General features: G+C 62.3%; 12 protein-coding genes. 10 read left to right on the top strand and 2 right to left on the bottom strand.

Annotation, left to right across the window (positions count from 1 at the left end; all coding sequences use genetic code 11):
- Positions 1-166: 166 nt before the first annotated feature.
- Positions 167-4,009 carry a rhamnan synthesis F family protein gene (locus tag C7443_RS20345; RefSeq protein ID WP_246004525.1) on the bottom strand — a complete coding sequence of 1,281 codons (3,843 nt, stop codon included), beginning with the start codon at positions 4,007-4,009 and terminating at the stop codon, positions 167-169.
- A 922-nt stretch (positions 4,010-4,931) separates the two neighbouring features.
- On the opposite strand from C7443_RS20345, the gene C7443_RS03165 reads away from it, so the two are divergent.
- The 4 genes from C7443_RS03165 to C7443_RS03150 all read left to right on the top strand — a co-directional run bounded on the left by C7443_RS03165 (position 4,932) and on the right by C7443_RS03150 (position 9,140).
- Positions 4,932-6,134, top strand: a complete 1,203-nt coding sequence (locus C7443_RS03165) for a BtaA family protein (protein ID WP_246004524.1) — start codon at positions 4,932-4,934, stop codon at positions 6,132-6,134.
- A gap of 40 nt (positions 6,135-6,174) precedes the next feature.
- Complete coding sequence (locus C7443_RS03160; protein WP_110017130.1) at positions 6,175-6,906, top strand: class I SAM-dependent methyltransferase; 732 nt, start codon at positions 6,175-6,177, stop codon at positions 6,904-6,906.
- Positions 6,907-6,978: 72 nt separating this feature from the next.
- Entirely contained in the window at positions 6,979-7,362 is a 384-nt protein-coding gene (locus C7443_RS03155) for a DUF6394 family protein (protein ID WP_110017129.1), read from the top strand.
- Positions 7,359-9,140 (top strand): NAD-binding protein, encoded by a 1,782-nt coding sequence (locus C7443_RS03150; protein ID WP_110017128.1) that lies wholly within the window; start codon positions 7,359-7,361, stop codon positions 9,138-9,140. The genes C7443_RS03155 and C7443_RS03150 overlap by 4 nt, the downstream gene beginning before the upstream one ends.
- 6 nt (positions 9,141-9,146) lie before the next feature.
- On the opposite strand, the gene C7443_RS03145 is transcribed toward C7443_RS03150, so the two are convergent.
- On the bottom strand, positions 9,147-9,974 hold the full coding sequence (locus C7443_RS03145) for an EamA family transporter (RefSeq protein ID WP_170123469.1): 828 nt from the start codon (positions 9,972-9,974) through the stop codon (positions 9,147-9,149).
- Positions 9,975-10,107: 133 nt separating this feature from the next.
- Between C7443_RS03145 and C7443_RS03140 the strand changes: the two genes are divergently transcribed.
- From C7443_RS03140 to C7443_RS03115, 6 genes are all read left to right on the top strand, one after another.
- A complete protein-coding gene (locus C7443_RS03140; RefSeq protein WP_110017126.1) occupies positions 10,108-10,881 on the top strand; it encodes an inositol monophosphatase family protein in 774 nt (257 codons plus the stop codon).
- 2 nt (positions 10,882-10,883) lie between these two features.
- Positions 10,884-11,402 (top strand): bifunctional adenosylcobinamide kinase/adenosylcobinamide-phosphate guanylyltransferase, encoded by a 519-nt coding sequence (gene cobU, locus C7443_RS03135; protein ID WP_110017125.1) that lies wholly within the window; start codon positions 10,884-10,886, stop codon positions 11,400-11,402.
- A complete protein-coding gene (cobT, locus tag C7443_RS03130; RefSeq protein WP_110017124.1) occupies positions 11,399-12,442 on the top strand; it encodes a nicotinate-nucleotide--dimethylbenzimidazole phosphoribosyltransferase in 1,044 nt (347 codons plus the stop codon). The genes cobU and cobT overlap by 4 nt, the downstream gene beginning before the upstream one ends.
- Positions 12,439-13,047 (top strand): histidine phosphatase family protein, encoded by a 609-nt coding sequence (locus C7443_RS03125; protein ID WP_110017123.1) that lies wholly within the window; start codon positions 12,439-12,441, stop codon positions 13,045-13,047. The genes cobT and C7443_RS03125 overlap by 4 nt, the downstream gene beginning before the upstream one ends.
- 15 nt (positions 13,048-13,062) lie before the next feature.
- On the top strand, positions 13,063-13,803 hold the full coding sequence (locus tag C7443_RS03120) for an adenosylcobinamide-GDP ribazoletransferase (RefSeq protein WP_110017122.1): 741 nt from the start codon (positions 13,063-13,065) through the stop codon (positions 13,801-13,803).
- A 423-nt stretch (positions 13,804-14,226) separates the two neighbouring features.
- Positions 14,227-14,925 (top strand): lytic transglycosylase domain-containing protein, encoded by a 699-nt coding sequence (locus C7443_RS03115; protein WP_110017121.1) that lies wholly within the window; start codon positions 14,227-14,229, stop codon positions 14,923-14,925.
- The last annotated feature ends 15 nt before the right edge of the window (positions 14,926-14,940 follow it).

The following is a 14,940-nucleotide window of genomic DNA, read 5'->3' as shown; positions in this document are numbered from 1 at the left end:
TAAATGTGGCAGCAGGTCGATTTGTTTTGATAGGGCTGGCATAGGGTTGTTGATATAAAACAGGGCTGCAGCAACTGCTGCAGCCCTGCAGGGAGCGTGCATTTTTCCATCAGGGCAAAATGCAACCGTTTCGAGTGTGTCTGTATGAATGTTCTGTTTGCCGGATTTACCTTGTGATGCCTGGAACATAAGTGACGGCTAGTGACGTCTTATTGTCCGTAAACATCAATCCAAACAAACGTTCCAAAGCGTGTAAGACTGATCCGTCATAGCCCACGGGTTCTGTCGGATAATCCTCCCATTTCAGGCCAAGCTCGACAAAGTTCTTGAAGGCCGTGCTTCGCGTCCAGAACATTGTACCTACTGGAAAATTGAAAGAGTCGTTTAATTTTATTAAACCGAGTTGTGCGGCCAGTTTGTCGGCATAAGGCTTGTTCTCTCCCCAGCCGACAACGTTGGGGTCATCCGGAAAAACGATTCCTATGTCGGTGTCGGCATGCATGACAGAAAGAATCTGATCCATCATTCTTCCTCCCTGCTGGCCTCCAAGAAGATTTTCGAGAATGAATGAATTCCACTGCGCAGCCATTTCGGCGTCGCCGGCATCAAGGCTCTTTTTAGTGTGGAAGTGTCCGATATAGTCATAATCTTCAACCAGTCTGCTGCCGAAAGCCGTCAGCATAGGTCCGATATCTCGTCCTCTGTTTGGCACGACGACTACATCAACTATCCGGCCACGATACCGGTGCAGCATGCTCGTGACGGATGCCTTTGCGGCTTCACTACTGACGCTGATGAATAAATCAGGTTTTATATTGTTGATTTCAAGACGCTGTAAAATGTCTTTTACTAAATCCGGGTAGTACGCATGTATGTGAACTGCGCACCGGCATCTGGGCGCTTTGATGTCATTTGAATCCTTTTGAGCCTCGATGACTTGAGCACGCCATGGGCCTTTAGGGTGTCCGTTGCGCAGGTAGTCCGCAAACGGATCCGCTCCTGTACACGAGACGCCGTGTCGTTCTAGGTACATCCCGGGGTGAAAACCCGGATATGGTTTCCGTTGTCTGATGCCAGTGGCCCAGCTTCTCATGTAAATGCTTACAGCAGTTTCTTCTTGCACATGACCAAAATAGCTTGGAATTGAAAAGTCTGTGTTGAACAGCCCGGACTCCATAATGGTGGTTCTGTCTTTCTCCTGCTGCTCGTGCAGTGATTTTGCCTTTTGTCCGAGCTGTTCCAGCTTTGAGACATAGTCTTTCATCTGGAATGAGCGGATCGTAACCTCGCGGCAGTTTTTTCCTACCTCGGCTCGATAACTGTCTGATTCCACCATTGGCTTTATTTTTAATGCCAGGTCGGACACGTCGAGATACTTCGCGACGCAGCTGTCCTCCAGTCCATTTTCTTTTAGAAAATCGGCAATACCTGTCGTTTTGTCAAAGCATACAATAGGTAGTGTATGCGCCATTGCCTCCATGGCAACGTGAGGGAGAGGGTCGAGTCTCGATGATAATATGAAGATGTCGGATAATTGATAGGCAATATCAATTTCACTTGTTTCGCCGCCAAACACTACGCAGTCCTGCAATCCTGCGCGCTGAATTTGATCGGCCAGATAGACAGAATAGCTGACATCGTCATTAGGGTTGTAACCAGCGCCTAACCATACGAAGCGGCAGCGGTTTATACCGACGAGACTGGCAATTTTGGATGCGCAGTCCAGGAATAGATCGACTCCCTTTCGCAATTGAACAGTGCCGACACCTAAAATAACGATGCAGTCTTCTGCAAGGCTGTCAGGTCGAACTATGTTGCGGATTCGCTTCTGCTCAAGCTCAATAACTTCGGCTGAAGCGATTTCTTTGGGAACATTACAAATGCCCTGCGGTATTACCTCAATGGGCTCTTTATCTACGCTGGGGCATTCTGCCAAAGCATTCTCTAATGTCAGGTTCGTAGAAAAAACGACTTGTGTAGACCATAAAAAAGCTTCAAGAAATGCGTCGCGGGGACGTGTATAAGAAGCAAATTCATGAAACAAGCTGACTGTTGGAACGGACTGCAGTGCCAATCCCCGCAATACTGCACGAGATTCAATGCTGTTGATTATGGCGAACGAAAATTTATGCCTTGAACAAATTTCACGCACGATGGGTGCAGCCATCGGCGCGCAGTTTCTCACTTCTGGCGAATATATTACTTCATTGGCTGATTCGCTGAATGCTTCTTGTAAATTTCCGGGGCCAAGCAATAAGGCCACGACATTATGTTTTTCTCTCATCGTCTGGAGTATGTTCAACGTCAATATTGGTGCGCCTGTCCGGCTCGCATCATGGCTGACGATCAATATCGTGTCTTTGCTCTCGTCGAATTCTTTGACAGAAATGATATTTGGCTTTGGCGCGATATAAGCTCTTCCCTCGTATTGTCCATGCGTCAAATAGTGCATGGTCGGATTAATTCCAGGTTTTGCAACATCCGGATTCAGCGAAAGATAAGTCGTCTCGTCAAAATCGGCCGGGAGTTCGTTGAATACGGTTTGTGCTGGGCGAGCTTTCTGTGTGCGATATGGCAGAAAGCGTTTTGAACGAGATATCAGTCGGGAAGCGAAGCGCATTGGCTTCGTCACGAACCAGCTGGTCGAGGCGTAGATTTCGGATACTTTAAATTCTAGATCATGTTTATTCTTGCCAAGCTCATGACATTTGTGCGTCAGTTGTTCATGCAACTTTTGCAGATCGCTGAGGTCGCGCTCTCGTGCATAAAGATTTTTTTCTAATTCATTGAGTTTATTTTGCCCGGACTCAATCCATTGCAATTGTTTCTGCAAAGCGCTGTCTATGTAGTTTGGATCGAAGGTGGCTGAAAGCTCTGATGAAATGTTTTGTACGCCGGTGAGTAGGGTCGCCAGTTCGGAACTGTGCGTTCCTAACTCCTTGGCGAGATTTTCTTGGGATAAACTGAGTGAGTTTATTCCGTTGCTGAGTGAGTTTATTCCGTTGACGAAATTTGGATCTTTCAGCTTTGCCATTGCCTGGCTGTTCAAAAAGTCCAGCTCATTATGTTGTTGTTTTACTAACTCATTGAGATCCCCGATGGTCTTCTGGAAATTTCTGCAGGAGTCTTCCAGGAAGTTAATGTATGAAAACGCTGGTGTGCAGCTTTGTATCCGCTTTTCAATGTCGGCAATGGTGCTCGTGACATCGTTGCTGTCGATGTCGATTGCGTCTGTTGAGATTTTTTTGAGCAGGTTATACAGGTTGATGGCATCGAGCGGCACATGTGCATTGGCTTCAAGTGACACATCATCATAAAGTGTGTGCCGCAGATCTTGATCTATAAAATGGTTTATATAATCGATCGTTGCTGGCGCGTCTTCGTCTGGTATTGGAAGATCCAAGGCGGATGCAATTCTTTGTAGCTGAAGTAGTGGACTTTTCATTAACAAATCATAATCCACTACAACCCGCCTGCTGCCTTTTGTCATTGCTACGGCTGGCAAAGTATGCTGAAGCCAGAGATAGTGGCTTTTCTCCGCGGAAATCTGGTTGCGTTTTGCAAGGGATGCCGCGACGCTTAACGGGTTGCGTAATGTAATGATGTAGCTTGCATCGCAGGGTGTTGAGGAAAAAACATTTTTCCAGAACTGTAGCAATCGGCAGGTTCTTGGGTCCTTGAATCCCCATATGCCGCCGCTTTTTTCAAGATTTTGCGTGATTGTTCTGATCGCTTTGTTTGTTAATTCTTCAATGATGGTGTCATTTTTTATGGCTGGCCAATTTGCTGCGAGCTGATCATAGTCTGATCCAAGATGCTCAAGCAGTTTGTTGTTTATTTCTAAACAGTTTTTGTCCTCCCAGAACCCTTTCGGGTTGTCGAATCCAGCAGAAAAAAGCTCATTGCCTAAGCTGACACCAAGTGCCTTTAAAGACCTTGCTATTGCACTTGTACCACTGCGGTGCATACCGAGCACAACGATGACACGATTGTTGTTTTCGAGGTTCATGTTAACGTCTCTCACTAAATAACATTTGGATTTTTGTAAATATATTTATTCAGTTCTGATGATTTTTTGAAAGACTGCTAATGTGGTTTTTCAAGAGTCGTCCAATTGAGACTGATAACAATGGGGTAGCACTGGTGGCTGAAAAACTTCATTTTTTCTCCGTTGATTTTGCACGGCGGGCACCGCTGCCAACGCGCAGCGGGTTTTTGGAAGAGGATGTCTGTGGTGGTCCGTGAAAGACACTTCGGAATGCCTGGCTGGCTGTGAATATTTGTGATGGCTAATAGCAATGCACTTTTCAGTGCTGTCCGTTGATAGCCTTATTTAAACAGCACTGTCTGCCGACGAGGGATGGTGATGCGAGGCTTTCCGCTAAAAATTGTAATTGTGCAGTCATAGGTCTGATGCCAGCAAGGCTTGTAGCGTTAGTCATGACTGGCCGATAAACACATCGCTGATGGTGTTTGGCAGTTGGCTCGGCTGAATCGGGGCCTTATGCCCTCAACTTTACTATTGGTTTGCCGCGCAAGTCTGGCGACTGCCCAGTGCGTAATCCGATGGATGGCAGCAGCCAGCGGAAAATCTCTGATGCTTGGTTCTTCATGTCGACATGTCTGATTTAACGCACTTGTTAGCGCTGGCACGTGCCGCCGCCCGTCCTTCAGTCAGCCTTAAGCCGATCATGACAGGCTGCTGACGTCGTTGCGGCGCAAGCCGGGGCGGCAACTTCAGGTCACCAGCCTCCAGTTGAACGGTGCGGTCGTTATCCCTGCGGCACGCCGTTCTCTTTTTATCTGGCCTGTCGGCGGTTTGCCGCGGCTGAGCTGAGCGACTCGGCTCTGCCATCGCGGCGTCACTGCGGCGTCATGTGCGCCCGCAACACTGAACGGACGTCCCGCATCCACCCGCCAGGAGCCGTCCGGTGTCCATCGCCCAGCCTGCGTTCGCCGACCGCCTGCATCAGGGCGTGTTCAACGCGCTCTATGCCCGTTCCCTCGTCTACAACACCTGCTGGGAAGACCCGGCGGTGGATCGCCAGGCGCTGGCGATCGGTGCCGATGACCGCCTGCTGGTGATCACCAGCGCCGGCTGCAACGTGCTCGACTACGCGCTGTGCGCGCCGGCGCGCATCCATGCCGTCGATGCCAATCCACGGCAGACGGCGCTGCTCGAACTCAAGCTCGCCGGCATCCGCCGCCTGCATTTCGCCGATTACTTCGCGCTGTTCGGCGAGGGTCGTCATCCGCTGGCGCGCGAGATGTACCGCGACGGCCTGCGCCACGACCTGTCGCCGTTCGCGGCGCGCTACTGGGACAAGCGCATCGGCTGGTTCGAGCCGCGCAAGCCGGGGCAGAGCTTTTACTACAACGGCCTGTCCGGGCTGGTGGCGCGCGGTTTCCGCGCCTGGCTGACGGCGCGGCCGCGGCTGCGGCTGGCGATCGAGAGCCTGCTCGCCGAGAACGATCTCGAAGCCCAGCGCGCGCGCTACGACGCCGAGGTCGCGCCGCTGCTGTGGAATCGCGCGGTCAACTGGGCGGTGTCGCGACCGCTGACGATGAGCCTGCTCGGCGTGCCGCATCCGCAGCGCGAGGAGGTCGAGCGCCAGCACGCCGGCGGCATCGCCGGGTTCGTGCGCGAGTCGATCGACTACGTGTTCCGCGAGCTGCCGGTCGCCGACAATTATTTCTGGACCCTGTACGTGCGCGGCCACTACACGCAGGACTGCTGTCCGGAATACCTCAAGCGCGACAATTTCTACCGCCTCAAGGAAGGCCTGGCCGAGCGCGTGGTGCCGCACACGACGACCGTCACCGAGTTCCTGCAGGGCAGCGGGGAGCGTATTTCGCGCTTCGTGCTGCTCGATCACATGGACTGGATGAGCGTCTATCACCCGGACCTGCTGGCGCAGGAGTGGGATGCGATCCTGGCGCGGGCCACGCCCGATGCACGGCTGATCTTCCGCAGCGCCCACGCCGGTGCCGACTACCTCGACGGCGTGCGCCTCGGCGACGGCACGCGCTTGATGGATCGCCTGCAGTTCCACCGCGAACTGGCGGCGCGGCTGCAGCGTGAGGACCGCGTGCACACCTACGCCGGCTTCCACATCGCCACGCTGAGCGCCTGAGTCCGTCGTTCACCCTGCCGATCATTCGAGACCTTTGCCGATGTCGCTCGCCGCTGATGCCCGCGTGCTGCTCGCGCTGCTGCGCGGGCAGTCCACCGATGCCGATCTCGCCACCCGCCTGGCGGCGTTCTACGGACCGCAGGCCGCCGCCTATGACGGCTTTCGCGAGCGCCTGCTGCAGGGCCGCGGCGAACTCTACGGCGAGCTGGCGGCACGGCTGGCCGACGGCGCGCGGCTGGCCGAGCTCGGTGCCGGCACCGGCCGCAACATCGAGTTCCTCGGCGAGCGCCGCGCGCGTTTCGCGCAGATCACGCTGGTCGATCTGTGCGCGCCGCTGCTGGCACAGGCGCGGATGCGCGCCGCCGCCTGGGACAACGTCGAGCTGGTCGAGGCCGACGCCACGCGCTGGCGCCCGGCCGCGCCGCTCGATGCCGTCTGCTGCGCTTATTCGCTGACGATGATCCCGGACTGGTTCGCCGCGATCGACAACGCGCTGGCGATGCTCGCGCCGGGCGGGCTGTTCGGCGTCGTCGATTTCTACGTCGCCCGCCGCCATCCGGCGCCGGGTCTGGCCCGCCATTCGGCCTTCGCGCGGCATTTCTGGCCGCTGTGGTTCGCTCACGACGGCGTGCGGCCGAACGCCGATCACCTGCCGTACCTGCAGCGCCGCGCCGAGACGCTGTACCTGCATGAAGGCCGCGCCCGCGTGCCCTATCTGCCGGGGCTGCGCGTGCCGTACTACGTCTGGATCGGCCGCCGCCGCGCCGACTGAGGCCGGATACGCCGACAGCGCCCCGCGCAGCGGCTAGATTGGCCGCAGGTCCATCGCGTGGCGGAGCAGGGCGTGAATCTGGAAAAGGTCATCTTCGGTTTTTTCATCGTGCTGGCGGCGACGCTGAACTTCGGTTTCGTGCTCGGCGAGATCGACAACCCGGCGCATCACGACATCTATGAGCTGAGCGCGGCGCTGATCGTCAGCCTGATCGCCACCGTGCTCAAGCTCGGCGACCGCACGCACATGGGGGCGGTGCTGCTCGCCACCAGTCTGGTCGCCGATCTGCAGATGATCGCCGCGGCGGTGGTCTGGGCGATCGCCGAGCACGCCTACAACCTGGGTGAGGCGCCGCGGGTGATCGCCTCGGTGGTGTCGCTGGCCGGCGGCGCGGCACTGGCCAATCTGATCTCGGTGGTGATGCTGCTCGCCGAAACCATCAATCTGCGTCGATGAGCCTGCTGCTGCTGTGGATGCGCCGCCTCGGGCGGCGACCCGCCGGCATGATGGGCGGGGAGGCGCCGGGCGGGGAGGCGGGCGTCAACAGCATCGTCTTCCTGTTCCTGCGGCGCATGCGCACGCCGCTGCTGGTGCTGATCGCTGTCTATACGGTGTCGATCATCGGCCTGATCCTGATTCCGGGCGTCGACGCCGAGGGCAGGCCGTGGCGTTTCGACCTGTTCCACGCCTTCTACTTCATCAGCTACACCGGCTCGACGATCGGCTTCGGTGAGTTGCCCTACGCGTTCACGCCGGCGCAGCGGCTGTGGGTGACGGTGACGATCTACCTGACGGTGATCGGCTGGCTCTACGCGGTCGGCAACATCCTCGCCCTGGTGCAGGACCCGGCTTTTCAGCGCGCACTCGCCGAAAGCCGCTTCGCCGCGCGCGTGCGCGGGCTGGGCACGCCGTTCTACATCATTTGCGGCTACGGCCAGTCCGGCAGTCTGCTGGTGCGCGCGCTGTGCCGGCGCGGCGTGCAGCCGGTGGTGCTCGACGCCGATGGCGAGCGCCTGGCGCGCCTGGAGCTGGAGGACCTCGGCATCGACGTGCCCTGGCTTGCCGCCGGCATCGACGAAGCGCGCATCCTGCGCCTGGCCGGGCTGCTCAATCCGCGCTGCCTGGGCGTCGTCGCCATCTCCTCGGTCGACGCCATCGATGTCAAGGTCGCCATCACCGCACGCCTGCTCAATCCGCGGCTGCTGGTGGTGGCGCGCGCCGAGCATGCGGCGACGGCGGCGAACCTGCGCTCCTTCGAGACGCAGGACGTCGTCGATCCGTATGCGACCTTCGGCGAGCATCTGGCGATGGCGCTCGACGAGCCGAGCCTGCACATGCTCTACGAATACCTGGTGCGCATGCCCGGCCTGCCGCTGCCGGCGCGGGTGGCACCGCCGCGCGGGCACTGGATCGTCTGCGGCTACGGCCGCTTCGGCCGCGCCGCCTACCAGCACCTGAGCGCCGCCGGCGTGCCGGTGACGGTGATCGAGGAATCGGAGGCGACGGCGCTGCCCGCCGGCTCGGTGCTCGGCCGCGCCACCGAGGCCGAGCCGCTGCGCAACGCCGGCGTGCACAGCGCCATCGGCCTGATCGCCGGCACCGACAGCGACAGCGACAACCTGTCGATCGTCTACACCGCACGCCTGCTCAACCCGCAGCTTTACGTCGTCGGCCGCGTCAACCGCATCGCCGAGGAGGAGCTGTTCACCGCCGCCGGCGTCGACCTGCTGATCGCGCCGCACCGGCTGGTGGTCTGGCGTGTGCTCGGCGAGCTGACGGTGCCGCTGGTCAACCGCTTCCTCACCCTGGCCCAGCGGCGCGGCGAAGACTGGGCGCGGCCTTTGCTCGCGCGCCTGGAGGATCTCTGCGCCGGCTGCACGCCCGATACCTGGGAGATTGCGCTCGACGCCCGCCAGGCACCGGCGGTGGTTGCGCAACTGCTTGCCGGACGCACCGTGCGCCTCGGCGAGCTGCTGCGCGATGCGCAAAACCGCGTCGAGAGCATGCCGGTGATGACCCTGCTGCTGCTGCGCGCGGGCTGCGAAACCCTGCTGCCGGGCGAGGATCTGCCGCTGATCGTCGGCGACCGCCTGCTGTTCGCCGGCCGCGCCGGCAGCGAGAACCGGCTCGACTGGACGCTCGGCAGCGTCAAGACGCTGGAATACCTGCTCGACGGCGTCGAGCACCCGGACGGCTACGTCTGGCGCTGGCTGGCGCGCCGGCGCGGCGACTGAGCGCCGTCAGCCGGCGAAGTGCAGCAGCAGCGCGCCGCCGACGATGCCGGCGGCGCTCAGCAGGCGGCGGCCGGCGAAGGGCTCGCCGAGCAGGCGGGTGCCGATCCACGCCGCGAACACCACGCTGGTCTCGCGCAGCGCCGAGACGTAGCCGAGCGGCGCCTGCGCCATCGCCCAGATGACGATGCCGTAGGCCAGCGCGCAGCAGACGCCGGCGAGCAGGCCGGCGTGCCAGCCGCGGCGCAGCGTCTGCAGGAACAGGCCGCGGCGGCGGGCGGCGGCGAGCAGCGTTACCGGCAGCGCATCGAGCACGAACAGCCAGGCGATGTAGCCGTACAGCGCCTCGCCGGCGGCGCGGCTGCCGAGGCCGTCGGCGACGCTGTAGGCGGCGATGGTCAGCCCGCAGGCGAGCGCCACCGGCAGGCCGCGCCCGGCACCGCGCGCCAGCGTCAGCACGCTCAGACTGAGCAGCGCGATCGCCGCGAAACCGAGCGCGTCGGGGCGCTCACCGGCACTGAACCAGGCGCCGAGCGTCACCCACAGCGGCGCCAGACCGCGCGCCACCGGATAGACCAGCGACAGATCGCCGAGCTGGTAGCCGCGGGCGAGCAGCACGTAGTAGGCGATATGCAGCGCCAGCGAGGCGCCGATGTACGGCCAGCTGGTGGGCGGCGGCAGCGGCACGAAGGGCAGCGCCAGCAGCCCGAGCAGGGCGACGGTGAGGTTGATCGTCGCCAGACGCACCAGTGCATCGCCACCGACCTTGACCAGCGCGTTCCAGCCGGCGTGCAGCACAGCGGAGAAGAGCACGAGCACGAACAGCGTGGTGGTCATCGGCGGTCTACCGGGCGGGGAAATGCCGTCACTGTTGCAGCCGCCGCGGCCGGCGTCCATCGGCGCGTCGCGCTGGGCTGGCGGCGGCTCCGTTACACTACGGCCTTTTCCGCTATTCCCCGGGAATTTCGCGATGAGTCAGAGTCCGTTCCTCAAGGCCGCGATCGAGGCCGCCAAGGCCGGCGAGCAGGTCATTCGGCATTACTACCAGACCAATATCGGCATCACCATCAAGGCCGACCGCACGCCGGTGACGGTCGCCGACGTCGAGACCGAGCAGGCGATCAAGGCGGTGCTGACGCAGTCCTTCCCCGATCACGGCTTTTACGGTGAGGAGACCGGGCGCTCGCACGCCGATGCCGACTACGTCTGGCTGGTCGATCCGATCGACGGCACCAAGAGCTTCGTGCGCGAATATCCGTTCTTTTCGACGCAGATCGCGCTGATGCACCGCGGCGAGCTGATCCTCGGTGTTTCCAACGCGCCGGCCTTCGGCGCCGGCGAAATGGCCTGGGCCGAGCGCGGCCAGGGGGCGTTTCTCGACGGCAGGCCGATCCGCGTCAGCGACATCGAGGCGCCCGATCAGGCGACGCTGTCACTCGGCAACATCAAGACGCTGACGCAGGACGCCGAGCGCTGGGCGCGCACCGGCGAGCTGATCCGCAGCGTCTCGCGCATCCGCGGCTACGGCGACTTCTACCACTACCACCTGCTGGCCAGCGGCCGCATCGACATGGTCATCGAGTCCGACGTCAACATCCTCGACGTCGCGGCGCTGTCGGTGATCGTCAGCGAGGCCGGCGGCTGCTTCACCCAGCATGACGGCAGCCCGCTCGGCCTCGACACCACCGCCGTGGTCGCCAGCAACGGCCGCCTGCACCCGCTCGCGCTGGCGACGGTGCGCTGAGCGTGCCGGAGCTGATTCTCGGCGGCGCGCGCTCGGGCAAGAGCCGCTACGCCGAGCAGTGCGCCCGGGACAGCGGCCTGGAGGTCGTCTACATCGCCACCGCACAGGCGCTCGATGGTGAGATGCAGGCGCGTATCGAACACCATCGCGCCGCGCGCCCGCCGCACTGGCGCACCGTCGAGGCGCCGTGCGCGCTGGCGGCGACGCTCGCGGCGCAGGCCGCGGCCGGGCGCTGCCTGCTGGTCGACTGCCTGACGCTGTGGCTGTCCAACCTGCTCTGTGCCGACGCCGAATCTTTGCTGGCGACCGAGGTCGATGCGCTGAGCGCGGTGCTACCGCAGCTGCCCGGGCAGGTCCTGCTGGTCAGTAATGAAGTCGGCTGGGGCATCGTTCCCGACAACCCGCTCGCCCGCCGTTTTCGCGACGAGGCCGGCCGGCTGCACCAGCGCCTCGCCGCGCAATGCGCGCGCGTCACTCTGGTTGTCGCCGGTCTGCCGCTGACCCTGAAGGAATCCTCATGAGCATTGACTGGCTCGCCGACCCGATCCCCGCCTCCGACCGTGACGCCCGCCTGGCGGCCCTGCAGCGGCAGATGCAGCTGACCAAGCCGGCCGGTGCGCTCGGCCGTCTGGAAGCCCTGGCCGTGCGCCTCGCCGGCCTGCAGCGCTGCGTGTGTCCGCAGCTTGAGCGCGTGCGCATCGTGGTCTTTGCCGCCGACCATGGCGTGGCTGCCGCCGGCGTATCGGCCTACCCGCAGGCGGTCACCGCCGAGATGGTGCGCAACTTCGCCCGCGGCGGTGCGGCGATCAGCGTGCTGGCGCGCACGCTGGGGGCGGAGCTGGAAGTCGTCAACGTCGGCACCGTCGCCGCGCTGGAGCCGCTGGCCGGCGTCATCGATGCCCGCGTCGGGCCGGGCACGGCGAATTTCGTGCGTGCACCGGCGATGAGCGACGAGCAGCTCGAACAGGCGCTGGCCGCCGGTCGCACCGCTGCCGAGCGCGCCATGCTCGCCGGTGCGCAGCTGTTCATCGGCGGCGAGATGGGCATCGGCAACACCACGGCCGCCGCCGCGCTCGCCGCGGCGCTGCTCGGCCTGCCGACCGCCGAACTGGTCGGGCCGGGCACCGGGCTGGATGCCGCCGGCGTTGCCGCCAAGATCCGCATCGTCGATGCCGCGCTGGCGCGCGCGCAGGCGGCGACGCCGCTGGCCGCGCTGCGCGAGCTCGGCGGCTTCGAAATCGCCGCGCTCGCTGCCGCCTATCTGGCTGCCGCGCAGCGTGGCGTGCCGTCGCTGGTCGACGGTTTCATCACCAGCGTTGCTGCGCTCGTTGCGCTGCGCATGCAGCCGGAGCTGGCCGACTGGCTGCTGTTCGCTCACCGCTCGGCCGAGCCCGGCCATCGCCACGTGCTGGCGGCCTGCGCCGCCGAGCCCCTGCTCGAACTGGGTCTGCGTCTCGGTGAAGGCAGCGGCGCGGCACTGGCACTGCCACTGCTGCGCAGCGCCTGCACACTGCATGGCGAGATGGCCACGTTCGCGGAAGCCGGAGTTTCCCAGGCATGAAGACCACCACCATCGATTTGATCCGTCACGGCGAACCCCGTGGCGGGCGTTTGTTCCGCGGCTCCCAGGACGATCCGCTGTCGGCCACCGGCTGGGCGCAGATGCGCACGGCAGTCGCGCATCACTGCCCCTGGCAGCGCATCGTCAGCTCGCCGCTGCTGCGCTGCGCCGAGTTCGCCACCGAACTCGCCGAGCGTCACCGCCTGCCGCTGGAGATCGACCACGGCTTTCGTGAGCTCGGTTTCGGCGACTGGGAAGGGCTGAGCGCCGAGCAGGTCGAGGCCGGCTACCCCGGCGCGCTGGCGACGTTCTGGCGCGAGCCGGAAAGCTACACGCCGCCGGGCGCCGAGGCGGTCGTCGAGTTCGACGCCCGCGTCGCCGAGGCCTGGCAGGGACTGCTCAAGCGCCACGCCGGCCAGCATGTGCTGCTGGTCTGTCACGGCGGCGTGATCCGCATGTGCGTGCGTCAGGTGCTCGGCCTGCCCAGCGGCCACATCTGGCGCATGGATGTGCCTTATGCCGGCGTTTCACGGGTGCGCGTGCACCTCGATGCCGGCCAGCCGGTGCCGGTGCTGGAATACCTCAACGGCACGCTGGCCGCCTGAGCGGCGGGGGAGCGCATGTACAACGCTTTCCTGCTGGCGCTGCAGTTCCTGTCACGGTTGCCGGTACGCGCCCGGCTGGATGTTTCGCCGGCGGCGCTCGGCCGTTCCGCGCTGTGTTATCCGCTGGTCGGCCTGCTGCTCGGTGCGTTGCTGGCCATGCTGGCGCCGCCGCTTGGCGGGCTCGATCACGGCGTTGCCGCGGCATTGCTGCTCGTCGTCTGGGTTGGCTTCAGCGGCGCGCTGCACCTCGACGGCTTCGCCGACACCGTCGATGCCTATATCGGTGGCGGCGGTGATCGCGCACGCAGCCTCGATATCTTCAAGGACGCCCGCAGCGGGCCGATGGCGGTCGTCGCCGTTGTCCTGCTGCTGCTGCTGAAGTACGCGCTGCTGGTCGCGCTGCTCGCCCGCGGCCTGCACGCACCGTTGCTGCTCGCGCCGTTCCTCGGCCGCGCGGCGCTGCTCTGGCAGCTGCTCGCCGTGCCCTGTGCGCGGCGTGACGGTCTTGCCGCCGCCGTGGCGGCGCAACTGCCGCCGACTCAGGCGCGCGGCGTGCTCGCCGCCTGCGTGCTCGGCGCGCTGCTGCTGGTGCCCGGCAGCCTGCTGCCGCTCGTTGCGCTGGTGGCGTTCCTGTTCGTCTGGAAACGTCGCCTGCGTGCCTGGCTTGGCGGTGGTACCGGCGATACCTGCGGGGCTGGCTGTGAGCTGGCTGAGGTCGTGGTGCTGCTCGCCGCGCTGTTGGCGGCATCGGGCTGAGCCGGCGGTTGCCCGGGCCAGTTGTCAGTCGCCATCGCAAGCGATGCTGCGGCGCACAATTGCTATTCGATTTTGAATGGCATCTAAAAACAATCGTTTGAAATGCAGCTGTGATGCGGTCTTCGTGCCGCTGTGCCTGACAGTCGCAGGCTTGTCATATGCTGTTGTAATTACGCGACAGGCATTGTCGCTACTGACAAACAACTTTACCCTGCAGCCAATTTCATTAGCCGAAACCGGAGGTAGTGCCTATCGATACAGCCGAGAAGTTGCTGGCAAGTCCCTGATGAGATTCGCCTTTGCAGCGAATTGAACGGAAAACGAGCCAGCGATCCGCGCCGCGTTCACCGCCTTGCGTCAACAGGCAGGCGATGCAGCCGGATCGAAAAGCAAACCCCTCGCACTGGTCAGAAGCCAAGGAGAATGAACATGTTCATCTCGCCCCGTCCGTTCCGAGAAGTATCGACGCTGACTGCGTCGCCGTTGTTTCAGCTGTTCCTGATCATCGCGCTGTGCCTGCCCCTGACTCGCGCGCACGCCGATGCCGAAAACTCCGCCACGACGCTCGCCAGCGTCAGCGATGAACTGCGTTCGGGCTGGTATCCCCAGTCGGGTGACGCCAGCGCCGCTACCAATACCGTAGCCGACAGCGTTGCCGATGCCAGCGATGCCGACCATCTGTATGGCAATCGCATCCGCAAGCTCACGGATTACATCGAAGAGAATTTCGCGGTTGAGGAAGCCAGGGCCTTCTCGATCGTGACCCACGCCATGGAACATGGCAAACGCCGTGGTTTGACCCCGGAGCTGGTGCTGGCGGTGATCGCCGTCGAATCCGGCTTCCAGGCCGATGCTCGCAGCAGCCAGGGCGCGCAGGGTCTGATGCAGATCATCGCCCGCTATCATCCCGAGACGATCTCCGAGATCGGTGGCCGTGGTGCACTGATGACGCCTGAGAAGAACATCCAGGCCGGGACCAAGATCCTCGTGCAGTATCTCAATGACAGCGACGGCAACCTGATCAAAGCCCTTGGCCGTTACAACGGCAGCTCGGGCAAGCGCTCGCGCGCTTATGCCAACAAGGTGCTCAGCGTCTACCGTCAGCTCAAGGACGTGTCTTGAGTCTTTAAAGCGTCT

It is taken from the genome of Plasticicumulans acidivorans (assembly GCF_003182095.1).
GTDB lineage: Bacteria > Pseudomonadota > Gammaproteobacteria > Competibacterales > Competibacteraceae > Plasticicumulans > Plasticicumulans acidivorans.
The sequence above is the reverse complement of the archived record's forward strand: the minus strand, read 5'-3'. Positions and strand labels throughout refer to the sequence as shown.